This window comes from Kribbella sp. WER1, assembly GCF_054189145.1.
Window position 1 is genome coordinate 2,839,111 of record NZ_CM135186.1, and the last position, 23,585, is coordinate 2,862,695.

Below are 23,585 nucleotides of genomic sequence, written 5' to 3' on the forward strand. Positions count from 1 at the left end.
CAATTCATCCGGCGATCAGCCGGATTCCGACAGCGCCCGGGTAGAAGGCGAATGCGATGGTCACCGGCAAGACCAGGAAGATCACCGGGACCATCATGGCGACCTCGCGGCGCGCGCCGGACTCGATCAGCTCGCGGCGCCCGGCTTCCCGGATGTCGCCGGCCTGCGCCCGCAGGACGTCGGCCAGTGGGGTGCCGCGTTCGAGCGCCACCGCCAGCCCGTCCGCGAAGCGCGACAGCGCCAGCAACCCGGTCCGGTCCGCGAGCGCGTCGAGCGCACGGACCAGAGACTCTCCCGCCCTGGTCTCCGCCAGGACGCGTTTCAGCTCGTTCGCCAGCTCGCCGCGCGACGATCGCGCGACCCGGTCGAGCGCGGCGGCCGGACCTTCACCGGCGGCGACCGACAACGCCAGCAGCTCGGCCACGGTCGGCAGCTCCGCCAGCAGCCGCCGCTCCCGCCGCCGCACCTGGGACGTCAGGTACGTGTCCCGGCCGAGCACACCGGTGATCCCGAGCACCAGGCAGAAGATCAGCAACGCCACCGGATCGCCGAGACCGACCGCGACCGCGACGATCGAGATCACCAGCCCGGCCCCGAACGCGATCGCACCCCAGAGCAACTGCTCGATCCGGAACTCCTCGACCGTCCGGTCCATCCCGGCCCGCTGCAGCCGCCGGCGGATCGTGTTCGCGCCGCCGAGGATCCGCTCGAGCCGCCCGGCCGCGGATCGCAGCGACGGACCGAAGAGCCGCAGGATCGCGTAGAACGGCGACCGCGAGTCGACGACGCCGACGAACACGTCGGGCGCGCCGAGATCCCGCAGGTACGGCGAGATCCGCTCGTCCACGGTGGGTTTCCGCAGGAACGGCAACCGCAGTACGACGATCAGCACCCCGGCGCCGAGCACCGCGCCGAGGAAACCGCCGAGCAGGAACGGGTTCATCGCAGCACCCGCTCGGGCTCGGGCAGCCGGCCGATCCGCAGCATCACGCGGTATGCGATCACGCAGATGACGGCGCCGACCGCGATGATCAGCGCGCCGACGGGCGAGTTGTACCGCTGGATGACGTCGCCCTGGAACGACAGCAGCAGCAACACCAGCCAGGGCGCCGCGACCGCGACCCGAGCGCCGTTGACCGACCACGACTGCCGCGACTCGAGCTCGGACCGGGTCCGCGCGTCCTCGCGCAGGAACGACGACAGCGACCGCAGCAGCCGGCCGAGGTCGCCACCTCCGACCTCACGCGCGATCCGCAACGCCTCCACGACGCGGTCACCGACCGGGTCGGCCAGCCGCGCCTTCAACCGGTCCAGCGACTCGGCGAACCGCCCGGTCGAGGCGTAGTCCGCACCGAACCGCCGGAACGGGTCGCGCAACGGCAACGGCCCGCGCTCACCGACCTGGGCGAGCGCCTCCGACAACGACAGCCCGGCCCGGACGGCCGACGCGATGTTGTCCACCACGTCCGGCCACAGCTCACGGAACTCGGCCAGCCGCTTCCGGGCCCGCGACCGGACCAGCGCGATCGGCACCCAGCCCGCCATCAACGCGAAGACCAAGGCCACCGGCAACGTCTTGGACACCACGAACATCAGCAGGAACGCGACCACCGCCATGATCACGCAGGCGCCGATGAACGCCCCCGGCGTCAGCCCTTCGATCCCCGCGCTCGCGAGCAGGTCCCGGCTCCGGCCGCGCAACCGCCCGTCCGCGCCCGGCACGGTCTCGGCGGGCGCCACGAACGCCGCGATGATCAGCAGCAGCCCGACCCCGAAGAACAACCCGATCAGCAGCCCCATCAGCCGCCGCCTCGCGGCAGCTCGGTGAGCAGGCCGGCCACGTTGTACCCCGCCTGCTGGAACCGGTCCACATGCGGCAACTGCCCCTCCGCACGCCGCAGGTACCCGTCGTGCGTCGCGAACAGCGTCTCGGTCTCGATCGCCTGCTCCTCGAGCCGCCCGGTCACCGCGACGATCTCGCGCACCCGGCGCCGCCCGTCCGCCGCGACCCCGAGGTGTACGACGAGGTCGACGCAGCCGGCCACGGTCGGCAGCACGAACCGGGAGCCGATGTTCTCCCCGGCCAGCAGCGGCAGCGTGCACATCTTGGTCAGCGCCTCGCGGGCCGAGTTCGCATGGATGGTGCACATGCCGGGGAGGCCGCTGTTCAGCGCCAGCAGCAGGTCGAGGCACTCCTCGCCGCGCACCTCGCCGACGATCACCCGGGACGGCCGCATCCGCAGCGACTCCTTCACCAGGTCGCGCAGCCGCACCTCGCCGGTGCCCTCGAGCCCGGCCTGCCGGGTCTGCATCGACACCCAGTCGGGGATCGGCAGCTTGATCTCGAAGACCTCCTCGCAGCTGATCACCCGCTCGCTGCCGGGGATCGAGCCGGCCAGCGCGTTCAGCATCGTGGTCTTGCCGGCCTGGGTGCCGCCGGAGACCAGCACATTGAGGCCGACGGCAACGGAGGCCTCGAGCACCGCGGCCGCGTGCGGCGTCAGCGACCCGAGCTGCACCATGTCGGTCAGCCGGGTCGCCCGGACGGTGAACTTGCGGATGTTGATCGCGGCGTACCGTTGGGTGATGCCGCCGAGCACGATGTGCACCCGGCTGCCGTCCGGGAGCCGGGCGTCGGTGAACGGCTGCGAGACGTCGATCCGGCGGCCGGTGGTCTTCAGCATCCGCTCGACCAGGTCGCCGACCTCCTCCTCGGTCAGCACCGTGGTGGTCAGCTCGTGCCGGCCGTCGCGGGCGATGAACACCCGGCTCGGCTCGTTGATCCAGATCTCCTCGACGGTCGGGTCGTCCAGGTAGCGCTGCAGCGGCCCGAAGCCCGCGACCCGGTCGTGCACCTCGCGGCTGACCGCCTCCAGGTCACCGATCGGCGGCACCACGCCGGTCAAGCTGCGCTCGTCGTACTCCCGGACGACGTTCGCGACGATCTGGTTCACCGCGCCCGGGTCGCGGAGCGGGTCGATGCCCTCGCGGCGGACCAGGTCACGCACCTGGGCGTCGATCAGCTCAATCGCGCCGTTCCAGCCGGAGCGGTGCGCGTCGAGCCTGTCCGCTGTCATCGATCTCCCCGTGTCGGTCCCGTCCGGCGACCACGCTCGGTCACCATCCGCGACCATCCTTTCAACTCCTGCGCACCGGACGCCACTCGCATCAGGCCGCCTGTGGATAACCGTGACATGCCGGTGGCTCACTCACCGTATCGGTCGGCTTACGGGAGGTCCAGAATCTTGCATCTTGTTGCAATCGGCCACGTAACGGTCCGCGGCCGCCAGGGTGGGTCAGCGGTGCACGAGCGTGTGCTCGAACGAGTAGCGGCTCGCGCGGTACAGGTGGGAGCCGTACTCGACCGGCTGGCCGTGGTCGTCGTACGTGATCCGGGTCGTCGCCAGCAACGGTGCGCCCGGCTCCTCCGACAGCAGCCGCGCCTGCTCGGCCGTCGCGGGAATGGCCGAGATGGTCTGATGCGCGACCTTCAGCCGGACGCCCTCGGCGCGCAGTAATTGGTAGAGCCCGCGTTCGGCAAGCGTTGCCGGATCCGTCTCGAGGATCTCGGGCGGCAACCAGTTCCGCATCAGTGCCAGCGGTTCGCCGTCGGCACGCCGGAGTCGTTCCAGGCGTAGTACCCGGTCGTCCTGCTCGCATTGCAGGGCGGCAGCAACTTCCGCGGTGGCCGGAGAGATGCCGAAGCGCAGTACGTCGGTCTCCGGTTTGCGGTGCGCCGCGGTCAGGTCGTCGTACAGGCTGGTCAGTTCGAGGGAACGGCGTACCTGTCCGGAGCTGCCGACGACCTGGGTGCCGACACCGCGCTTACGCACCAGCAGGCCCTGGTCGACCAGCCGGGCGATCGCCTGCCGCACAGTCGGGCGGCTGAGGCCGTACGCCTCCGCCAGGTCCACCTCGTTGCTCAGTCGGGAGCCGACCGGCAGCTCACCGTCCTGAATGGCCGCCTCCAGCTGCTGCGCCAGCTGCACGTGCAACGGCGTCCGGCTGTTCCGATCGACCTGGACCTGGACGGTACTCATGGGCTCATCCTGAGGGCTGGACCGGCTTCCGTCGAGCCGCCGAGGGGATTTGATCAGACATGCCCGGCGGTGAACGTTCGGTGAACCGAGTCCGGATCCCGGGCAGCCGGTGTCCGGCGGCACCGCCCGTCAGGCAGGATGGCGCGTTCGCCGTCGACGCAGGGGGCTACTTACCGGCGGAACACGCCCCTCGAACGCACCGCCGTACCGGATTCGACCCGTTGTCGACCTGGTGCGGCCGACCCTCGAAGGAGAAGGCATGGAACCGCTGCGGATCGGCATCCTCGGTGCCGCCCGGATCACCGACCGGGCCATCGTCGAGCCGGCCAAGCTGACCGGAGCCCGGCTGGTCGCCGTCGCTGCCCGCGACACCGACCGGGCCACGGCGTTCGCGACCGAGCACGGAGTCGAACGGGTCCATGCGTCGTACCAGGAGCTGCTGGACGATCCCGAGATCGAAGCGATCTACAACCCGTTGGCCAACGGGTTGCACGGCCCGTGGAACCTGCGGGCTCTTGCGGCCGGCAAGCATGTGCTGACCGAGAAGCCCTCGGCCAGCAACGCAGCCGAAGCACTGCAGGTGCAAGAGGCAGTGCATGCGTCCGGGCTGGTGTTCATGGAGGCCTTCCACTACGCCTACCACCCGGTGATGCGCCGGCTGCTGGAGCTGGTATCCAAGGGTGAGCTGGGCGACCTCCAGCACGTCGAGGCGACCATGGTGATGCCTCCGCCGGCTGACGAGGACCCGCGCTGGTCTCTGCCGCTCGCGGGCGGCGCCGTGATGGACGTCGGCTGCTACGCATTGCACGCGCAGCGCATGTTCGCCCAGTGCGCCGGTGGCGCGCCGAAGCTGCTCAACGCCCGCGCGGGCGAGCGTAAGCGGGTCCCTGGCGTGGACGAGTGGCTCAACGCGGAGCTGGAGTTCCCGAGCGGCGCGACCGGCACGGTGCGGACCAGCATGGCTGCCGAGAGCGTCGAGTTCAGCCTGAAGGTCGTCGGCAGCCGTGGCGAGGCGTTCGCACCGGCCTATGTCCTGCCGCAGCACGACGACCGCGTGATCGTGACGACCAAGGAAGACACCTGGGTCGAGCACCTCGGCACCCGTACGTCGTACACGTACCAGCTGGAGGCGTTCGCCGGGGCGATCCGCAACGGCGCCCCGCTGCTCACCGACGCCGACGACGCGCTGGCCACCATGCAGCTGATCGACGAGTGCTACGTCGCCGCCGGGATGACGCCACGGCCGTCCTCGACGCTCTGATCGTTGCGGCCGGCAACGGCATGCGCGAACGCCTGGACGAACGGGCGCGGGCCCGTGCCGCCGCCGCCGGCCCGCGCCGTCGTACCGGCTGAACACCATGCCGTTGTCTGTCAGTAGGCCCAAACGGCTGCTGTCGAGCCCGTAAGAACAGTGATAGCGCTCCGTAGACCGTTCTACTCCCGGCACATCGCCGCACTCGAGAGCGGCTGCTCGAACACGCGGACCCGTTGCTGCTCCGCCCGGACGCCGCGCGGGCCGACGTACGGCGGGCGATCAGGGTGCCGCCGGGCACGCTCACGCTCGCGGCATCGCTACCGGTCGCGTTGCGGGAGGTGCGGCGTACTCGTCCAGGGACCGAGATCACGTTGACCGTCTGCGGGCGTTCGCAGGTGGTGCTCGGTGGGTCGACGCACCGGACCTCGCCGCTCCACTCGCGAACCTCCGCACCCTGCGCGCGCTGATCGCGGCCGGCCATGGCCTGGCTGTTCCCCAGCACGCGGCAGCCGAGGCCCTGGCCGCCGCCCTCTCACATCACCAGTAGTTGCTCAAGGCCCTTACACGTCATCGGCCGGTCCAGCACTCCGACCGCCTCCCGCTCCGCGAACACCGCGCGATCGGCGTCCTCCGGGTCGATCGCCTCGCAGAACGCGTTGTACGACCAGTTGAGCCACCCCGAGATCCCCACCGCGAACGACCCCATCTCCAGCCGCGGCCACGCCCGCACGCCGCCGTACCCGTCCCGGAACGCCCGCAGCCCCTTGGCGTCCGACCGAAACCATTGCGTCAACCCGGATCCGAGCTCCAGCTCCGGCGTCAGCGACCCGGCGAAATCCCATTCCATCGCCATCAGCTCGCCGTCCCGCCGCTGCCGAACATGCGTCGGGATCAGGTTCCGATTGCAGAGCATCAACTGGTCGGGAGCTTCCAGCTCGACCTCCATCAGCTCGCGGACCGTCGGCAGCAACGCCTCGAGCCGCTCCACCCAAGGCTTGTCCTCGGCCCGCGCCCGCCCGAGCAGCTGCTGCCACTCGTCGTACGAACGCCGGTGCGTCAAATACCAGTGGATCGGCTCGTCGCTCGCAATCGCGAGGCTGTGCAGCGTCCCGAACATCGCTCCGGCACGGCGAGCCAGCTCCGCCGACACCGGCAGCACCGGCGATGGGCCAACCTCGAGCCATTCGTGCACCCGCCAGCTCTCGTCACGCACGCTCTCGATCAACCGCCCGTGCGGACTCCGCGCAGGCACCGGCGCCCCCAGCCCCGCGGCCACTGCCGCATCCCGCAACCGGGTACCGAGCTCGGCCTGCTCGTTGGTGATCCATTGGTAGACCGTGACCGCGAGCCATCGCCCGCGGTCCGTCGTGATGTCCCAGCAGCGGCCCATCGCCGTGAACGTCACCGGCCGGGCCGGCGCGATCATCTTCCCCAGACCGAACGCGGCGGCCAGCTCCTCCGCCAGCCCGGCGGGCGCGACGGGTGTGTCCGCCGCCCGCCGCTCGACCTCGGCCTTCAACGCCGGCCAGTCACGTTCGCCGTACTCACCGGCCAGCACCCGCTGCGCTTCCGCAAGCGACGTGTCCGGTGTGGATTCCCGCAGCACAGCCAGGAGATCCTTGGCTTCCTTGCGCAGGTACTCGATACTCGGCCGATCAGGCAGCAGTCTCACAACGCGTCCTCTCGCGCCCGGACTCGCACGGGCCTCAAGAGAGCGTCGGCAAACCGCCTCGTGGGTCGGATTGAGGTGGCTTCCAGCCTTCCGGCGAGTCTCGACGCGCCCTCACGCGCCCTTCGACGCTACCCAACCAGCCCGCGACCGGTCAATCAGTCGTGGGTCGGGAACCCGAGGTTGATCCCGCCGTGCGACGGATCCAGCCAGCGTGACGTCACCACCTTGCCCCGGGTGAAGAAGTGCACCCCCTCGGTCCCGTGCGCATGGGTGTCGCCGAACAGCGAGTTCTTCCAGCCGCCGAACGAGTAGTACGCCATCGGCACCGGGATCGGCACGTTGATCCCGACCATCCCGACCTCGACCTCGTTCTGGAACCGCCGCGCCGCGCCGCCGTCGTTGGTGAAGATCGCCGTCCCGTTCCCGTACGGGTTCGAGTTCACCAGCTCGAGCGCCGCGTCGTACGACGTGGTCCGCAGCACCGAGAGCACCGGCCCGAAGATCTCGTCGGTGTAGATCGACATCTCCGGCGTGACCTTGTCGAACAGCGTCGGGCCCAGCCAGAACCCGTCGTCGGCGCCGTCGAAGTCGCCCGCGCGGCCGTCGACCACCAGCTCCGCGCCGGCCTCGACCCCGGCCGCGACGTACCCGGCGACCTTGTCCCGGTGCTCGCCGGTGACCAGCGGGCCCATGTCGCAGCCGCGGGTCCCGTCGCCGGTCCGCAGCGTGCCCATCCGGTCCTTGATCTTGCCGATCAGCTCGTCCGCGATCGGCTCGACCGCGACCAGCGCCGAGATCGCCATACAGCGCTCGCCCGCCGAGCCGAACCCGGCGTTCACGGCCGCGTCCGCCGCCAGGTCGAGGTCCGCGTCCGGCAGCACGATCATGTGGTTCTTCGCGCCGCCGAGCGCCTGCACCCGCTTCCCGTTGCGGGTCGCGGTCTCGTACACGTAGCGGGCGATCGGCGTCGAGCCGACGAACGACACCGACTTGACGTCCGGATGCTCGAGCAGCCGGTCGACCGACTCCTTGTCGCCGTGTACGACGTTCACGACGCCGTCCGGCAGGCCGGCCTCCTTCCACAGCTCGGCCATCGCATTCGCCGCCGACGGGTCCTTCTCGGACGGCTTGATCACCACACTGTTGCCGCAGGCCACCGCGATCGGGACGAACCACATCGGCACCATGGCCGGGAAGTTGAACGGCGAGATCACCGCGCAGACGCCGAGCGGCTGGCGGATCGAGTACACGTCGACCTTCGTCGAGACGCCTTCGCTGTACCCGCCCTTGAGCAGGTGCGGGATGCCGCACGCGAACTCGATCACCTCGAGCCCGCGGGTCACCTCGCCGAGCGCGTCCGACAGCACCTTGCCGTGCTCCGCGGTGATCAGCGCGGCGATGCGCTCCTTGTCCCGGCTGACGAGCTCGCGGTAGGCGAACAGGATCTGGGCGCGTTTGGTGAGCGAGGTCTGCGCCCAGCCCTTCGAGGCGTCGTGAGCGACCTTCACGACCTCGTCGACGGTCGCCGCCGAGGCAAGGTCCAGCTCGCCGGTGACCTGGCCGGTCGCCGGGTTGTAGACCTTGCTGGTCCGCTCCGACACACCGGTCCACGGGCTGCCGCCGACCAGGTGGGTGATGCGCATGCTCTCAGTACTCACGATTGCTTCCTCAACTTTCCGATGTCATCCGAGGACCTTGCCGCGGTCGGCGAGCGCGACGTCGACCGGTGTGCCGTTGCTCAGCGACGCCAGCCCGGCCTCACAGACGGCCGCCGCGGCGTACCCGTCCCAGGCGCCCGGCCCGTCGATCTCGCCGCGCCGGGTGGCGTCGACCCAGCGCTGGACCTCGAGGTCGTACGCCTGCTCGAACCGGATCCGGAAGTCGGCCGGCATCGCGCCGCCCCACTGCTCACCGGCCCGGGTGAACACGCCGGAGCCGAGCCCGATGGTCGCGCTGCCGCGCTCGGCGACCGCCTCGCACCGGACCTCGTACCCGACCTGGAAGTTCACGAACACCTCGACGTCGGCGATCGCACCGTTCGCCAGCTCGAACACGGCCAGCTGCGGATCGAGTACGCCGTCCGCGACCAGGCTCGTCGGCTTCGGCGTGTGCACGGTGATCCGGGTGATCTCGGCGCCGAACAGCCAGCGGGCGACGTCCACCTCGTGCACCATCGAGTCGCGGACGATCATCTCGCTGCGGAACGACGGCACGGAGGTCTTGTTCCGGTGCACGTTGTGCAGCAGCAGCGTCCGCCCGAGGTCCCCCGAGTCGAGCAGCTGCTTCAACGCGGCGTACTCCGGGTCGAACCGGCGCATGAACCCGACCTGGATCAGCTGCCGGCCGAGCTTGTGTTCGGCCTCGACCACCTGCAGCGACGACGCCGCGTCCATCGTCAGCGGCTTCTCACAGAGCACGGGCTTCCCGTGGTCCAGGCACGCGAACAGTTGCTCGGCGTGCACGGACCCCGGCGAGGCGAGGATCACCGCGTCGACATCGTCGGCGGCGATCAGCTCCAGCGGATCCTCCACCACCCGGACGTCGTCGCCGTACGCCGGACCGCCCGAGTGCCGCGCCGTACTCCCCGGCTCGCCACCCAGGCCCTCCGTCAACCGGGCGGCCAGCGCCTCGGCCCGGCCCTGATCGGCGTCGGACACCGCAACCAGCCGGGCGCCCGACGTCTTCCGCGCGACGCGCTCGGCATGGTCGGCGCCCATCACCCCGACGCCGACGACGCCGACCCTCAGGTCACTCATCGTCCCTCCCCTGTGGTTCGTCCACGACCACTCCAGGATCGATCTCCCGCAGCTCGTGGCTCAAGGCCTCCAGCTCGGAACCGCCGGCCATCTCGGTGGTCAGCTGCTCCAGCGTGATCTCCGACCGGTGCGTGTCCAGCGCCACCCGGCCGAGCTTCAGCACCACGAAGTGGTTGCCGACCAAGTACGCGTGGTGCGGGTTGTGGGTGATGAAGATGACCCCGATGCCCGCGTCGCGGGCCTTCACGACGTACTTCAGCACCACACCCGACTGGTTCACCCCGAGCGCCGCGGTCGGCTCGTCCAGGATCAGCACCTTCGCGCCGAAGTGGATCGCGCGGGCGATCGCGACGCACTGCCGCTGGCCGCCGGACAGCTTCCCGACCGGCTGCTCGAGGTCCGGGATCGAGATGCCCATCTTGATCAGCTCGTCCTGGGCGATCCGCTTCATCGCCGCCGCGTCGAGCTGGCGGAACGGGCCCTTGGCGATCTCGTTGCCGAGGAAGAAGTTCCGCCAGACCGACATCAGCGGCGCCAGCGCGAGGTCCTGGTAGACGGTCGCGATCCCGGCGTCCAGCGACTCCCGCGGCGACGAGAAGTGCCGCTCCTGCCCGTGCACCGACATCCGCCCGGAGGTGTAGTCGTGCAGGCCGGCGATGATCTTGATCAGCGTCGACTTGCCCGCGCCGTTGTCGCCCAGCACGCAGGTGATCTCGCCCTGCCGGACCGCCAGCGACACCCCGCGCAGCGCGTGGATGTTGCCGTAGCTCTTGCCGACGTCCTCGAGCAGCACGATCGGCGTGTTCGGGCTGGTCGCCGCGTCGTCCGCGAACGGTTCCGTGGTGGTCATCGCGCCTCCGCCCGGTTCTTCACGACCAGGTTCACAATCGTTGCCAGCAGCAACATGACGCCGAGGAACGCCTTGAACCAGTCCGGGTTCCAGCCGGCGTACACCACCCCTAGCTGGACCATGCCGAAGATCAGCGCGCCGACCGCGCCGCCGACGACGGAGCCGTAGCCGCCGGTCAGCAGGCAGCCGCCGACGACCGCGGCGATGATGTACAGGAACTCCTTGCCGACGCCCTCACCGGACTGGACGACGCCGTTCTGCACGAAAAGCAGCTGCATGCCGGTGAACCACGCGAAGAACCCGACCGCCATGAACAGGCCGATCTTGACCTTCTTCACCGGTACGCCGACCGCCCGCGCGGCCGCCGCGTCGCCGCCGACCGCGAAGATCCAGTTGCCGATCTGCGTCTTGAGCAGCACCCAGGCGGCGATCGCGACGAACACGATCCACCAGACCACGATGATCTTCACCGTGATGCCGCCGAGCTTGAACTCGGACGCGAAGATCGCCTTCGCCGCGCCGAACCCGTCCATGTCGCTGATCGAGTTCGACGCGACGGCGCCGGAGGTGAGCCGGGTGACCGCGATGTTCAGGCCCTGCAGGATGAAGAACGTGCCCAGCGACACCAGGAAACTGGGCAGTCCGGTCCGCATCAGCAGCCAGCCGTTGAACGCGCCGATCGCCAGCGAGAGCGCCAGCGCGACGACCACGCCGACCCACACGTTCAGGCTGAACTGGTAGGCGAAGATGCCCGCGGTCAGGCCGGACGTCGTCACCGCGACGCCGGCCGACAGGTCGAACTCGCCGCCGATCATCAGCAGCGACACCGGCACCGCCATCACACCGATCAGCGCCGCCTGGTAGAGGATCGTGCCGGTGTTGTCGATGTCACGGAACGGCGGCGCCGCGATCAGGAAGAACACCAGGATCACGGCCGCGCCGACAAGCGATCCGATCTCCGGCCGGCTGAGCAGCCGGGCACCAAGCGACCGGGCCGAGACGCGGTCGTCCGCCGAAGTGGGCGAGGTGATGGTCGATGCCATGGCGCTACCTCAGCGGGTCCCGGCCTCGGCGAACTTCAGCACCGTGGCGATGTTCGACTTGTCGATGAACGCCGGTCCGGTCAGCGTCGCCTGGCCACCGCCGATGGTGTTGCCGTTGGTCTTGTAGAGCCAGATCGCGTCGACCGCGAGGTAGCCCTGCAGGTACGGCTGCTGGTCGACGGCGAACTGCACGGTGCCGTCCTGGACCGCCTTGGCCATCTCCTTGCTCATGTCGAAGCTGCCGACCTTCGCCGAGGAACCCGCGTCCTTGACCGCCTGCACAGTGGTCAGGGCGATGCCGGCGTTCAGCGCGACCACGTAGTCGACGGACTTGTCGGCCTGCAGCTTCGAGGTCAGCGTCGCCTGGGTACCGGGCTGGTCGGTGCCGTTGACGTTCACGTTCTCGACGTTGCCGAACTTGTCCTTGATGCCCTGGCAGCGCGCCTCCAGGCTGACGTTGCCCTGCTCGTGGATCACGCAGAGCACCTTCTTCGCGCCGAGCTCCTTGAGCTTCTCACCGGTGGCCTGCCCGGCGATCCGCTCGTCCTGGCCGAAGTACCCGAGCGCGCCGGTGGTCTTCCACTGGTCGAGCCCGCCGTTCAGGATCGTCACCGGGATACCGGCCGCGATCGCCTTCTTGACGTTCGGGATCACCGCGTCGGGCTTGTTCAGCGTGACCGCGATGCCGTCGACCTTCGAGTCGATCGCGGTCTGCACCAGGTTCGCCTGGGCCGCGCCGTCCGGGTCGGCGGAGTACTGCAACTCGATGTTGTCCTTCTTCGCGGCCGCCTCGGCGCCGCGCCGGACGATGTCCCAGAAGGTGTCGCCGGGGCCCGAATGAGTGATCAGGGCAACCTTCATCCGCGGCGTGTCGGCGACGCTGCCACCGCTGCCGCCGGAGCTCTGCTCCTTCTGCTTGCCGCCGGAGGAGCTGCATGCGGCCAGCGCCGCGGCAAGCGCGACGGCCGCGACCGTGGCGACCGCCTTCTTCTGCCACCGAACCATGAGTTGGTACCAGCCTTTCGGGTGTTTCTTGCGTGGGACCCGAGAGTGTCACACTCCCGCGGCCTTCAGTTCGATTCGCCACCTCCGTGTGACCTCAGATACGCGAGCGTCCGCTCGGCGATCGGCAGCGGTACGTCGGGGGCGCACGGGTACATGTCCTGCTCGACGATCGCGAACACGTCGGCGTCCAGCCCGGCAAGCGCTTCCAGCACCGGCGGCAGCTCCGGTACGCCGTCCGGCGGCTCGCGGAACACGCCCCGCCGTACCGCTTCGTCGACGCTCAGGCCCTCGGCCTCCACCGCGGCGAGGACGTCCGGATCCACCTGCTTCAGGTGCACGTAGCCGATCCGGTCCGGGTACTTCCGGATCAGCTCGAGATTGTCGCCGCCGCAATAGCTGATGTGGCCGGTGTCGAGGCACAGGTTCACGTACGCGGGGTCGGTCTCGGCGAGGAAGCGCTCGACGGTGTCCTGCGTGTCGACGTGCCCGTCCGCGTGCGGGTGGTACTGGGTCCGCAGCCCGAACTCCTCGGTCAGCCTTCGGCCCAGCTCGGTCACCGCCCGGCCGTGCTTCGCCTGACCTTCGTGGTCGAGCCGTTCCTCGACGATCTCGCCGTTGTCACCGCGCCACATCGACGGCATCACGACCAGGTGCTTCGCCCCCATCGCCGCGGTCAGCTCGGCCGTCTTCGCGACGTCACGCCAGGTCGACTCCCAGCCGTCCGGGCGGTGCAGCTGCTCGAAGGTGGTCCCCGCGGTCATGGTCAGGCCGCGCCGGTCCAGCTCGTCCTTCAACCGGACCGGGTCGGTCGGGAGGTACCCGTACGGCCCGAGCTCGATCCGGGTGTAGCCGGCGGCAACGACCTCGTCGAGAAACCGCGTCCACGGCGTCTGCTGTGGGTCGTCGGCGAACCAGACACCCCAGGAGTCCGGCGCCGTACCGATGGTGACCATCAGTTGACTCCGTCCGCCGGCGAAAGGTACGGACGCTGCGCCTTCTTGCTCTCCTCGTACGACGCCGCGGCGTCCTGCGTCGTCCGCAGCTCCGATACCTCGCTGACCGGGACGTCCCACCAGGAGTCGCTGTCCGGCCCGCCGATCAGCGGATCGGTGGTGACGTGGATCGCGATCGGCCCGGTGGCCGCCTTCGCGGTGCGGACCGCCTGCTCCAGCTCGGTCCGGCTGTGCACGTCGATCACGTCGACGCCGAAGCTGCGCACGTTTGCGGCCAGGTCGATCGGCAGGTAGTCGCCGTCCAGCCGGCCGTCGCCGGTGCGCTTGCGGTACGCCGTACCGAACCGCTGCGAGCCGAGCGACTCCGACAGCGCGCCGATCGACGCGAACCCGTGGTTCTGCACGAGGACCACGATGATCTTGATGTTCTCCTGGACCGCGGTGGCCAGCTCGCTGGACATCATCAGGTACGACCCGTCGCCGACCAGCACGAACACGTCGCGGTCCGGGGCGCCGAGCCGGACACCGAGTCCACCGGCGATCTCGTATCCCATGCAGGAGAAGCCATATTCGACGTGGTATCCCTTCGGATCGCGCGTCCGCCACAGTTTGTGGAGGTCGCCGGGCATCGACCCGGCCGCGCAGACCACCACATCAGACGCCGCCGACAATTCGTTGACGGTGCCGATCACCTCGCCCTGGGTGAGCAGCCCTTCGGCCGCCTGCCGGTCGGCCGAGGGCCGGAAAACTGCGTCGACAGTTCCGTTCCAGTTCCTGGTGAGTTCCTGGGTTTCCGCGGTGTACTTGGCGCCAACAGACCACTCGCCGAGCGCGGATCCCAACGCCACAAGGGCTTCCCGCGCATCGGCCACCACCGGGAGGCCGGCATGCTTAGTGCTGTCGAAACGCGCCACGTTGATGTTCAGGAACTTGACCTGCGGATGCTGGAACGCGGTCCGCGACGCCGACGTGAAGTCGCTGTAGCGGGTGCCGATCCCGATCACCAGGTCGGCGTCCCGGGCCAGCGCGTTGGCTGCCGTGGTCCCGGTCGACCCCACCGCGCCCACCGACTGCGGGTGATCGTAGCTCAGCGATCCCTTACCCGCTTGGGTTTCCGCCACCGGGATCCCGGTCCGCTCGGCGAAGTCCCGCAGTGCGTCCTCGGCGCCCGAGTAGTGCACGCCGCCGCCGGCCACGATCAGCGGCCGCTGCGCAGACCGGAGGAGATCTACCGCCTTGTCGACAATTGATGCCTCCGGCAAGGGGCGTGCGACGTACCAGGTGCGCTCCGCGAAGAGCTCGTCCGGCCAGTCGTAGGCCTCGGCCTGCACGTCCTGCGGCAGCGCCAGCGTCACCGCCCCGGTCTCGACCGGATCGGTGAGCACACGCATCGCGTTCATCAGCGCCGACGGCAACTGCTCCGGCCGCCACACCCGGTCGAAGTACTTCGACACCGGGCGGAAGGCGTCGTTGACCGACACGTCACCGGCGCCGAAGCTCTCCAGCTCCTGCAGCACGGGTGTCGCCACCCGGGTCGCGAACACGTCCGAAGGGAGGATCAGCACCGGCAGCCGGTTGATCGTGGCCAGGGCCGCGCCGGTCACCATGTTGGTCGAGCCCGGACCGACGCTTGCCGTGCAGGCGTAGGTCTGGAGCCGGTCGCGGGTCCGGGCGAAGGCCGCCGCCGTATGCACCATCGCCTGCTCGTTACGGGCCAGGATGTACGGCAGCGCCTTCGGGTCCTGGAGTTCGGACTGCAGCAACGCCTGGCCGACCCCGGCCACGTTGCCGTGACCGAAGATCCCGAGGCTCCCCGCGATCAGCCGCTGCCGTACCCCGTCCCGCTCCGAGTACTGGACGCTCAGGAATCGCACCAGGGCCTGCGCGACCGTGAGACGCACCGTCATGAGTCTTTCCCTCCAAAAGGCAACCGAGGATCGATATGTTGCGCATTCCACAACTCGCGGACCCACGCATGCTGCGGGTCGTCGGTGATCAGCCACCGGCGTTCCGTGCCGGGTCCGGCCATCACGTTCAGGTAGTACATGTCGTAGCCGGGCGGCGCCATCGCCGGGCCGTGCCACCCGTGCGGGACCAGCACGACGTCGCCGGTCCGGACCTCGGCGAGGACGTCGATCGGCCGCTCCTCGGTGCCGTAGACCCGCTGGTAGCCGATCGGATCGTTGCCCTTGACACCTTCCGGGACGTCGTCGGACAGCTGCAGCTCGAAGTAGTAGATCTCCTCGAGCTCGCTCTCCTTCCCCGGCCGGTGCTCGTCGTGCTTGTGCGGCGGGTAGGACGACCAGTTGCCGGCCGGCGTGATCACCTCGCAGGCGATGATCGAGTCCGCGTCGAGCACCCCCGGCGTACCGAAGTTCCGCACCTGGCGGGACGCGACGCCGGCGCCGCGCAGCTCGGTCTCCACCTCGTCCGCGGCGACCCGACGGAACGGGTGGTCCGCCGCCGCCTTCGCGTGCGGGAACGCGATCCGCGCCCCACCGGCGCTGACCACGGCGAACGTCGAGTTCCGCGGTACGTACGCGAGATCCGTCGTACCGGCGAACACGTCCGCCCGGCCGCCGAGCGGGACGGATTCGCCGTCCACGATCACCTCCGCGGACCCGCTGAGCGGCAGCACGATGTACTCGCAGTCCCCGGTGTCGATCTCCACCGACTGCCCGGGCAGCAACGTCCGTACCAGCAGGCCGCTGTGATGCCAGTCCGGCTCACCGGGCCGTACCACCACGTCGTACCCGTCGCCCACCGCCGTACCGGCCGGCCGAACCCATTCAGTCATCCCAATCGCCCTTCGTCGGAAACCCCGAGCGCCCGGGGGCCGGTCATGTGGTGCTGCCGTGCACCAGCGCAGCCGCGTGGTCGACCGCCGCGGCCACATCGCCGTCCGGCGGGAACAGCAAGGCCCGCCCCACCACGAGCCCACGCACCGACGGCAGCTCGAGCGCCTTGCCCCACGAGGCGTACGTCGCCTCCGGGGCCGCGGTCGGGTCACCGCCGAGCAGCAGCGTCGGCAGGGTCGTTGCCTCCATCACCCGCTCGAGTTCGTCGACGACCGGCAGCTTGAGCCACGTGTAGGCACTCGTCGCACCGAGCCCCGACGCGATCTGGATCGACTTGATCACCGAGTCCGGATCGAGCAGGTTCGTCACCCGCCCGTCCTCACCCCGTGTCGACCAGAACGGCTCGACCATCGCCATCAACTTGTGCTCGGCCAGCCCGGTCACCGCCGCGGCACTGCTCTCCAACGTCGCCACGGTCCCCGGATCCGCCAGATCGATCCGGGTCAGCATCTTCCCGCCGTCGAGCCGCCGCCCCGCGATCTCCGCAGCCGTCCGGTACGCCGTGAACCGATCGTCCAACTCGAACGCCGACCCCTGCAGCCCGCCCCGGTTCATCGACCCGATGACGACCTTGCCCTCCAACGCCCCGAGCAGCAACAGATCCTCGAGCACATCAGGCGTAGCCAGTACCCCGTCCACCCCCGGCCGCTGCAACGCGACCACCAACCGAGCCACCAACTCCACCCGGCTCCCCATGGCCATCCGCTCGCCCCGAACCCCCAACGCCCCCCGCGCCGGATGATCCGCAGCCACAATCAAAAGCCGTCCGTCCTCCCCCACCAACGCCCGAGTCCGCCGCCGCAACCACCCCTCAGCCACCCGCCCCGGCTCCCGAACCCGAACCTCCGTCAACTCCCGAACCCGCCCCGCAACCAGATCCCACCCACCCCGCAACCCAACCCCACGCCCACCCTCAGCCGAGTCCCCCCACACCGCCTCATCACCCACAACCTCTGCACCACCGGCCGACTCTGCACCACCACCCTGCGCACCCTCGCCACCTGCAACTGCTCGGCCCTCCGCAGCAACAACACCCGCGGCAATTGCACCTGTGGCAACTGGACCTGCAACCACTCCTGCTGCAGCTCCCCCCACACCTCCTGCAGCACCACCGGAAGCACCTGCCCCGGCGACCGCGGACGTACCAGCTTCATCCGCTCCGGCCATCCCCAAGACAACTCCGGCCCCATCTGCCTCCTGCGAGCCATCACCGGCGTTCACAGCAGCCCCAGCACGCATGCCGTCTCCAGCACCGTCCCGCGGACCCACGGCCCGCTCCAGATCTCCCGAACCATCCCCGCGCGCCCCACTCGCCGGCGACTCCTCCCCATCACCCACACGCTCACCCGGCGCGCCCAACCCAGCACCCACTCCAGCAACAGCACCCGTCAGCCCAGCGCTCTGAACACCCGCCGCATCCTCCTGCTGACCACCGCCAGGCGACCGCTCACCCCGACCGCCCTCGCCCCGATCAGCCCCACCCCGCTCGTCGACCTGCTCACCAACCCCTTGCTGGCCCCGCGCCTGCTCGGCCAACGAAGCACCAGCGTCGAACTGCTCCCCCGAAAGCGTCTCCGCCGAGAGCTCTCCTCCCGAGCCCTGTTCACCCGCGAGCTGTCCTACCGAGTCCTGCTCCACCGAGAACTGTCCTGCCGAAGCCCGTTCCACGGCAGACTGTTCTGCCGAGGACCGTCCCACGGCAGCCTGCTCTGCGCTGGACTGCTCCACCTGAGGCTGTTCTGCCCGAGGCTCCTCCGCCCGGGACCCCTCCGCCCGAGGCTGCTCCGGCTGGAGTTGTTGCACCGAGGACCGTCCCACGGCGAGCTGCTCTGCGCCGGACTGCTCCACCAGCGGCTGTCCTGCCCGAGGCTGCTCCGGCTGGGGCTGTTCCGGCTGGGGTTGTTGCGCCTCGGGCTGTTGTGCCTGGGGTTGCGTGGCTTGGGGCGGGCGGCGGGTGGAGATGTTTGCCTGTTGAGGACCGCGTACGGTTTGCCCACTCAGCTGATGCCCGAGCGGAGCACCCGACGTACCTGACAGTCCACCACTCGCGGAGGACGACTCAGCTGCAGGCAGCGCTCCACTCGCCGCCAGCTGCCCCGGCGCCGTCTCCTCGTCCCCCATCGAGCGCCCACCGTCGGACGTCTGCCCGCCACGAGCCGTCTGTTCACGGCCGGGCTGCTCGTCCTGCGGAGCGCGGTTGGCTCGAGCTTCGTCGCCCGCAGCCTCACCAGCAGGCGCCTGCTGCGAACGGGCGCCGCTCGCAGCAGGCGGATCAGCAGGCAGGTTGAGACTTCCTATGACGGTTGTCTGACCATCGGGGCTCGCGCTGATCAGAACCGTCGCGTCGTCCGGTCCGACAGCATCAGGACGGCGTCCTACGACAGTCGGGTCGTTCACGCCAACATTCGCGTCGGTCGAATCCGAAATCACCGTCGGATCGTCAGGCCCCGGCACACCAGAGTTGCCGGACTGCTCCACGCCGGCCGCGTCGGCCCGCGGCACGATCACAGTCGGCTCGTTCGACCCGGCATACGCCCCCGCACTCAAGTCATGCGGCCGCCGCGCAACCACCGTCGGATCATTCGCCCCGACAGCCCGCCCGCCCTGCTCATCCACACCAACACCACGAGCCACGTCATCCCGCGCCACCCCACGACCACCCGCCTCACCAGACGCCGCCCCACGAGCCACATCACCCGCCGACGCACCTCCAGCCCTCACGTCACCAGACGCCGCACCACGCGGACCCACGTCACCCGGCGCCGAGCCACGCGGACCAACAGCACCAGATGCTGCATCGCGCGGGCCGGCACCAGACGCTGCGCCGCGCGTGCTCGCACCACCATGTGCTGCGCCGCGGGGACCCATGTCGGCAGATGCTCCGTCGCCTGGACCCGCGGTGCGGGGCATTTCGGCGGGCGGCGTCTGGGAAGCCGTGTGGGGAGTGCGGTGTGACGCGGCCGGTGCGTCGGCGGAGGGGTTGGGGTATTGGGGGTAGTCGGTGGGGGCTACCCACCAGGTGCCTTGCGGTTGGGGTGGGGTGATGACGGTTGGGTCGTCGGGGGCGGGGGTGCGGGGGGTCAGGACCGTGGGGTCGCTGGTGGTGGGGGTGAGGACGGTGGCGTCCGGGTCTTCGGTGGGGATGGTGGTGTCCGGGTGTTGGGTGGGGCGGCGGATGGGGATGGGGCGGGCTTCCTCGGAGTACCGGTCGTCGGTGGATCGGTCATGGGTGGGCCGGTCGTGGGTGGGCCGGGCTCCGGTGGGCCGACCTTCCGGTCGTTGGCCTTCGGCTGGCTGGTTGTTGGTTGGCTCGCCTTCCACGCGCGGGTCTTGGGGGGTGGAGGGGGAGTTCTCGTTGTCGGGGGTCATGCTTGGGGTCCGAGGTGGGTGAGGACTTCTTCGGTTGTGGGCATGGCGGTGGAGCATTCGAGGCGGCCGGCTACGAGGGCGCCGGCGGTGTTGGCGAAGCGGATGATCTTTTCGAGGGGCCAGCCGGATAGGAGGCCGTGGCAGAGGGCGCCGCCGAAGCCGTCGCCGGCGCCCAGGCCGTTGACCACCTCGACGGGGTACGGCGGGACTTCGACGCGTTCGTCGCGGGTGCGGGCGAGGGTGCCGCGGGGACCCTGCTTGACGACGGCCAGGTCGAGGCCGCGGTCGAGGAGGGCCTGGGCGGCCTTGTCGGGGTCGGTTTCGCCGACGGCGACCTCGCACTCCTCGCGGTTGCCGACGGCAACTGTGCAGTGCTCCAGGGCTCGCGAGACCTGCTCGTGCGCCTCCGAAGGGTCCGCCCAGAACATCGGGCGGTAGTCGAGGTCCAGCACGGTCAGCGGTTTGCGGCCGCGGGCTTCCCAGGCGGCGAAGTGCGACGAGCGCGAGGGTTCGGCGGAGAGGCCGGTGACGGTGGACCAGTAGATGCGGGCGTCGCGGATCGCGTCCAGGTCCAGCTCGGAGGGGTTGATGACGAGGTCGGGGGCTTTGGGGAAGCGGTAGAAGTACAGCGGGAAGTTGTCCGGCGGGAAGATCTCGCAGAACGTGATCGGGGTCGGCAGGTCGTCGACGGGGCTGACGAAGCGATCGTCGACGCCGAGCTCGCCGAGGGTGCGGTGGATGAAGGTGCCGAACGGGTCGTTGCCGGTGCGGCTGATCACCGCCGATTTCCGGCCGTGGCGGGCCGCGGCGACGGCGACGTTGGTCGCGCTCCCGCCGAGGAACTTCCCGAACGAGGTCACATCCTCCAGGTGCGTCCCGAGCTGCAGCGGGTAGAGGTCGACCCCGATCCGCCCGATCGTCAGTACGTCCAGCTGTACGTCGTCCACCATCAGACCTTCCCATCCCGCCGGTCCGTCGGTACCCCGCATCCCCCGCAACCACGCAGTGTCATCGGACCGTCGCCGCGATCTCGTGCAGATGGGCGATGCTGGCGCGGACGTCGGCGAGCGGGCCCTCGCCGGTCGGGCGGTCCTGCAGGATCGTGTCCTGTTCGAGGACGTACCAGCCGCCGTACCCGGACTTCTCGAGCGTGCTGACGATCGTGGTGATGTCGATGTCGCCCAAGCCCAACGGCCGATAGAGACCGGCCCGTACGGCGTCCGTGTACGTGACCTCGCCCGCCTGCACCCGGGCGGCCCACGCGGCGTCGACGTCCTTCAGGTGGGTGTGCCGGATCCGCGCGGCGTTGTCGACCGCGAGCGCGACCGGGTCGACCCCGCCGATCAGCAGGTGGCCGGTGTCGAGGGTGAGCCCGATCGACGACCCTTCCAGTACCCGCGCGACGTCGTCCGCGTTCTCGACCATCGTCCCGACATGCGGGTGGATCGTCGCCAGGACACCGCGCGAGGCCGCGAGGGCGGACAGCTTGTCGAGGTTCGCGAGCAAGGTGCTCCACCCGGCGGCGTCGAGCACCGGCCGGTCGTCGTACCCGTCCTGGCCCGTCGCCGCGGCGAGCACCAGCGTCCCGGCGCCGGCCGCCACGAACCCGTCCAGCGCGCGCAGCACCTCGTCCGAAGGATCGCCTTCGTGCAGTACGACGGGAACGAACCCGCCGACCGCGCGCAGTCCGACGTCCGCGAGGGTCTTGGCCTTGTCGGACGGGTCGTCGGGCAGGAACCCGTCCGGGCCGAACTCGGTCGCGGCGAGCCCGGCCTCACGCATCTCGGCGAGCACGGTCGCGGCGTCGTACTGCCAACCCCATCCCGGCACCTCGCAGACGCCCCAGGAGATCGGGGCGCCGGCGATCCGGGCAGCAATTTCGGTCATGTGAACAGGCCCCTCAGAGCGTGACGATGCGGTTTTCGTGGCGGGACAGCTCGCAGGCGTCGGCGATCCGGGACGCGGCGAGCGCGTCGCGGACCGTGCACGGTACCTCGCGGGTCCCGGCGACGACCTCGGTGAACGCGGTCAGCTCGGCGACGTACGCGGGCTGGAACCGGTCCATGAACGTCATGTGCGGCGGCCCCTCGGGGAACGCGACGCCCGGTTCGGCCGAGCGCAGCGCGGTGTGCGCGTCGAGGCCGACGGCGAGCGAGCCGAGGCTGCCGTGGAGCTCCATCCGTACGTCGTGCCCGGCGCCGTTGTACCGGGTCCCGCTGACCGCGACGAACGTGCTGTCGTCGAGGGTCAGCAGCGCCGCGGCCGAGTCGACGTCGCCGTACTCACCGAAGAATGTCTCGCCGCGGTTCGCGCCGGTCGCGTAGACGCTGACCACCTCGCGGCCGGTGACGTACCGGATGATGTCGAAGTCGTGCACCGTGCAGTCGCGGAAGAAGCCGCCGCTCTGCGGGATGTAGTCCTGGTGCGGCGGGAACGCGTCGTTCGTGTTCGCCCGGATGTGATGCACGAAGCCGAGTTCACCGGACGCGACGGCGGCCCGCGCCGCCTGGTAGCCGGCGTCGAACCGGCGCTGGAAACCGATGTGTACCGGCACCGTCGACGCCTCGACCAACTCCACCACCCGCGACGTCTCCGCCAGGTCCAGCGCGACCGGCTTCTCGCAGAACGTCGGCACCCCGGCCGCCAGCCCCGCCTCGATCAGGGACGCGTGCGCGGACGTCGCGGCCGCGATCACGAACCCGTCCAGCTCCGAGGCCAGCAGCGCCGGTACGTCGGGGGCCGACAACACGCCCAGTTCCTTCGCGACCGCCTCGGCGCGGGCGGGGTCCGCGTCGGCGACGACCACCTGATCCACCGCCGGCAAACCCTTCAGCGTCGCGGCATGGAACGCCCCGATCCGCCCGACCCCGACCAACCCGATCCGCATCGGCACAGCCCTCTCGCGTCAGCGCGCGCCCCGGCGGCGCGCTGGCTGTCAGCCTTCCGGGCCCGTGGCGGGGGTGTCAATACTTTGTTAACACATTCTCACGTACAGACATGACCAGGTAGCATCCGCCCATGAACGTCCCGATCCAGCTCGATCGGAGCAGCCCGGTGCCGTTGTACCACCAGCTGGCCGAGCAGCTGACCGCCGCCATCACGGACGGCCGGCTGCGCCCGGGCGACCCGTTCGAGAACGAGATCGGCATGTCGGACCGGCTGAGCCTGTCCCGGCCAACCGTCCGCCGGGCGATCTCCGAGCTGGTCAACCAGGGCCTGCTGGTCCGCCGCCGCGGCATCGGCACCACGGTCGCGAACCAGATGGTGCACCGCAAGGCCGAGCTGACCAGCCTGTACGACGACCTCGTCCGCGAGGGCCGGACGCCGCACACCGAAGTACTCGCGCTGGACACCAAGGCGCAGGACGACCGCGCCGCCGCCGTCCTCGAACTCCCGCCCGGCACCCCGCTGGTCTCGATCGTCCGGCTCCGGTACGCCGACGACCTGCCGCTCGCGATCCTCCGCAACTGGTTGCCCCCGGCCCTCGACGACCTCTCCCTCGATGACCTCACCAACGACGGCCTGTACGCCGTCCTCCGCGCCCGCGGCATCCGCCCGACGGTCGCCCGGCAGCGGATCGGCGCCCGCAACGCGACCGCCGAGGAACGCCGCACCCTGCACATGTCCAAGGCCGAACCCCTGGTCACGATGACCCGCGCCGCCTACGCCGCCGACGGAACCCCGGTCGAATACGGCAGCCACTGCTACCGAGCCGACCAGTACTCCGTCGACGTCGTCGTCTCCGAACGCTAGAGGGCGTCCGAGCACCCCGCCCCGTAGCGAG

The 23,585-nt window shown here is 70.0% G+C and carries 19 protein-coding genes; 2 read left to right on the forward strand and 17 right to left on the reverse strand.

Translation table 11 applies throughout. From position 1 onward, the window contains the following. Positions 1 to 4: 4 nt before the first annotated feature. The 4 genes from ACXJJ3_RS13875 to ACXJJ3_RS13890 form a co-directional block, all read right to left on the reverse strand. Positions 5 to 943: a type II secretion system F family protein gene (locus tag ACXJJ3_RS13875; RefSeq protein WP_458170432.1), complete on the reverse strand. Its 939-nt coding sequence runs from the start codon at positions 941 to 943 to the stop codon at positions 5 to 7. Next, positions 940 to 1,800, reverse strand: coding sequence for a type II secretion system F family protein (locus tag ACXJJ3_RS13880; RefSeq protein WP_458170433.1), 861 nt, complete (start codon positions 1,798 to 1,800; stop codon positions 940 to 942). The genes ACXJJ3_RS13875 and ACXJJ3_RS13880 overlap by 4 nt, the downstream gene beginning before the upstream one ends. Continuing rightward, positions 1,800 to 3,077, reverse strand: coding sequence for a CpaF family protein (locus ACXJJ3_RS13885; protein WP_458170435.1), 1,278 nt, complete (start codon positions 3,075 to 3,077; stop codon positions 1,800 to 1,802). Before ACXJJ3_RS13885 ends, ACXJJ3_RS13880 begins: the two co-directional genes overlap by 1 nt. Before the next feature lie 219 nt (positions 3,078 to 3,296). Continuing rightward, positions 3,297 to 4,040 carry a GntR family transcriptional regulator gene (locus ACXJJ3_RS13890; protein ID WP_458170437.1) on the reverse strand — a complete coding sequence of 248 codons (744 nt, stop codon included), beginning with the start codon at positions 4,038 to 4,040 and terminating at the stop codon, positions 3,297 to 3,299. 259 nt (positions 4,041 to 4,299) lie between these two features. On the opposite strand from ACXJJ3_RS13890, the gene ACXJJ3_RS13895 reads away from it, so the two are divergent. Then, entirely contained in the window at positions 4,300 to 5,301 is a 1,002-nt protein-coding gene (locus ACXJJ3_RS13895) for a Gfo/Idh/MocA family protein (RefSeq protein WP_458170438.1), read from the forward strand. Positions 5,302 to 5,827: 526 nt separating this feature from the next. Here the strand turns inward: ACXJJ3_RS13895 and ACXJJ3_RS13900 are convergent. The 13 genes from ACXJJ3_RS13900 to ACXJJ3_RS13960 form a co-directional block, all read right to left on the reverse strand. After that, the gene (locus ACXJJ3_RS13900; protein WP_458170440.1) at positions 5,828 to 6,967 is read right to left on the reverse strand and encodes a hypothetical protein; all 1,140 of its coding nucleotides are present in this window, start codon (positions 6,965 to 6,967) and stop codon (positions 5,828 to 5,830) included. Positions 6,968 to 7,122: 155 nt separating this feature from the next. Beyond that, on the reverse strand, positions 7,123 to 8,625 hold the full coding sequence (locus tag ACXJJ3_RS13905) for a CoA-acylating methylmalonate-semialdehyde dehydrogenase (protein WP_458170441.1): 1,503 nt from the start codon (positions 8,623 to 8,625) through the stop codon (positions 7,123 to 7,125). A gap of 24 nt (positions 8,626 to 8,649) precedes the next feature. Continuing rightward, entirely contained in the window at positions 8,650 to 9,723 is a 1,074-nt protein-coding gene (locus ACXJJ3_RS13910) for a Gfo/Idh/MocA family protein (protein ID WP_458170442.1), read from the reverse strand. Next, positions 9,716 to 10,573 carry an ATP-binding cassette domain-containing protein gene (locus tag ACXJJ3_RS13915; protein ID WP_458170443.1) on the reverse strand — a complete coding sequence of 286 codons (858 nt, stop codon included), beginning with the start codon at positions 10,571 to 10,573 and terminating at the stop codon, positions 9,716 to 9,718. Before ACXJJ3_RS13915 ends, ACXJJ3_RS13910 begins: the two co-directional genes overlap by 8 nt. Then, a complete protein-coding gene (locus ACXJJ3_RS13920; RefSeq protein ID WP_458170444.1) occupies positions 10,570 to 11,616 on the reverse strand; it encodes an ABC transporter permease in 1,047 nt (348 codons plus the stop codon). Before ACXJJ3_RS13920 ends, ACXJJ3_RS13915 begins: the two co-directional genes overlap by 4 nt. A gap of 9 nt (positions 11,617 to 11,625) precedes the next feature. Further along, on the reverse strand, positions 11,626 to 12,621 hold the full coding sequence (locus ACXJJ3_RS13925; protein ID WP_458170445.1) for a sugar ABC transporter substrate-binding protein: 996 nt from the start codon (positions 12,619 to 12,621) through the stop codon (positions 11,626 to 11,628). 65 nt (positions 12,622 to 12,686) lie between these two features. Continuing rightward, positions 12,687 to 13,574, reverse strand: a complete 888-nt coding sequence (locus ACXJJ3_RS13930; RefSeq protein ID WP_458170446.1) for a TIM barrel protein — start codon at positions 13,572 to 13,574, stop codon at positions 12,687 to 12,689. Beyond that, entirely contained in the window at positions 13,574 to 15,481 is a 1,908-nt protein-coding gene (gene iolD, locus ACXJJ3_RS13935; protein ID WP_458170447.1) for a 3D-(3,5/4)-trihydroxycyclohexane-1,2-dione acylhydrolase (decyclizing), read from the reverse strand. The genes ACXJJ3_RS13930 and iolD overlap by 1 nt, the downstream gene beginning before the upstream one ends. Then, positions 15,478 to 16,371 carry a 5-deoxy-glucuronate isomerase gene (gene iolB, locus ACXJJ3_RS13940; protein WP_458170448.1) on the reverse strand — a complete coding sequence of 298 codons (894 nt, stop codon included), beginning with the start codon at positions 16,369 to 16,371 and terminating at the stop codon, positions 15,478 to 15,480. Before iolB ends, iolD begins: the two co-directional genes overlap by 4 nt. Before the next feature lie 43 nt (positions 16,372 to 16,414). Then, positions 16,415 to 17,308 (reverse strand): Cgl0159 family (beta/alpha)8-fold protein, encoded by an 894-nt coding sequence (locus ACXJJ3_RS13945; RefSeq protein ID WP_458171887.1) that lies wholly within the window; start codon positions 17,306 to 17,308, stop codon positions 16,415 to 16,417. A 2,489-nt stretch (positions 17,309 to 19,797) separates the two neighbouring features. Beyond that, entirely contained in the window at positions 19,798 to 20,751 is a 954-nt protein-coding gene (gene iolC, locus ACXJJ3_RS13950; RefSeq protein WP_458170449.1) for a 5-dehydro-2-deoxygluconokinase, read from the reverse strand. A 58-nt stretch (positions 20,752 to 20,809) separates the two neighbouring features. Next, positions 20,810 to 21,688 (reverse strand): sugar phosphate isomerase/epimerase family protein, encoded by an 879-nt coding sequence (locus tag ACXJJ3_RS13955; RefSeq protein WP_458170450.1) that lies wholly within the window; start codon positions 21,686 to 21,688, stop codon positions 20,810 to 20,812. A gap of 13 nt (positions 21,689 to 21,701) precedes the next feature. After that, complete coding sequence (locus tag ACXJJ3_RS13960) at positions 21,702 to 22,688, reverse strand: Gfo/Idh/MocA family protein (protein ID WP_458170451.1); 987 nt, start codon at positions 22,686 to 22,688, stop codon at positions 21,702 to 21,704. A gap of 131 nt (positions 22,689 to 22,819) precedes the next feature. On the opposite strand from ACXJJ3_RS13960, the gene ACXJJ3_RS13965 reads away from it, so the two are divergent. Continuing rightward, positions 22,820 to 23,554: a GntR family transcriptional regulator gene (locus ACXJJ3_RS13965; RefSeq protein ID WP_458170452.1), complete on the forward strand. Its 735-nt coding sequence runs from the start codon at positions 22,820 to 22,822 to the stop codon at positions 23,552 to 23,554. The last annotated feature ends 31 nt before the right edge of the window (positions 23,555 to 23,585 follow it).

Bases quoted from the DNA above. Each gene is read 5' to 3' on its own strand.
- ACXJJ3_RS13885 (WP_458170435.1), bottom strand. From the start codon at position 3,077: ATGACAGCGGACAGGCTCGACGCGCACCGCTCCGGCTGGAACGGCGCG.
- ACXJJ3_RS13895 (WP_458170438.1), top strand. From the start codon at position 4,300: ATGGAACCGCTGCGGATCGGCATCCTCGGTGCCGCCCGGATCACCGAC.
- ACXJJ3_RS13910 (WP_458170442.1), bottom strand. From the start codon at position 9,723: ATGAGTGACCTGAGGGTCGGCGTCGTCGGCGTCGGGGTGATGGGCGCC.
- ACXJJ3_RS13965 (WP_458170452.1), top strand. From the start codon at position 22,820: ATGAACGTCCCGATCCAGCTCGATCGGAGCAGCCCGGTGCCGTTGTAC.
- iolC (WP_458170449.1), bottom strand. From the start codon at position 20,751: ATGGTGGACGACGTACAGCTGGACGTACTGACGATCGGGCGGATCGGG.
- ACXJJ3_RS13880 (WP_458170433.1), bottom strand. From the start codon at position 1,800: ATGGGGCTGCTGATCGGGTTGTTCTTCGGGGTCGGGCTGCTGCTGATC.
- ACXJJ3_RS13890 (WP_458170437.1), bottom strand. From the start codon at position 4,040: ATGAGTACCGTCCAGGTCCAGGTCGATCGGAACAGCCGGACGCCGTTG.
- ACXJJ3_RS13875 (WP_458170432.1), bottom strand. From the start codon at position 943: ATGAACCCGTTCCTGCTCGGCGGTTTCCTCGGCGCGGTGCTCGGCGCC.
- ACXJJ3_RS13955 (WP_458170450.1), bottom strand. From the start codon at position 21,688: ATGACCGAAATTGCTGCCCGGATCGCCGGCGCCCCGATCTCCTGGGGC.
- ACXJJ3_RS13915 (WP_458170443.1), bottom strand. From the start codon at position 10,573: ATGACCACCACGGAACCGTTCGCGGACGACGCGGCGACCAGCCCGAAC.
- ACXJJ3_RS13930 (WP_458170446.1), bottom strand. From the start codon at position 13,574: ATGGTCACCATCGGTACGGCGCCGGACTCCTGGGGTGTCTGGTTCGCC.
- ACXJJ3_RS13925 (WP_458170445.1), bottom strand. From the start codon at position 12,621: ATGGTTCGGTGGCAGAAGAAGGCGGTCGCCACGGTCGCGGCCGTCGCG.
- iolD (WP_458170447.1), bottom strand. From the start codon at position 15,481: ATGACGGTGCGTCTCACGGTCGCGCAGGCCCTGGTGCGATTCCTGAGC.
- iolB (WP_458170448.1), bottom strand. From the start codon at position 16,371: ATGACTGAATGGGTTCGGCCGGCCGGTACGGCGGTGGGCGACGGGTAC.
- ACXJJ3_RS13960 (WP_458170451.1), bottom strand. From the start codon at position 22,688: ATGCGGATCGGGTTGGTCGGGGTCGGGCGGATCGGGGCGTTCCATGCC.
- ACXJJ3_RS13920 (WP_458170444.1), bottom strand. From the start codon at position 11,616: ATGGCATCGACCATCACCTCGCCCACTTCGGCGGACGACCGCGTCTCG.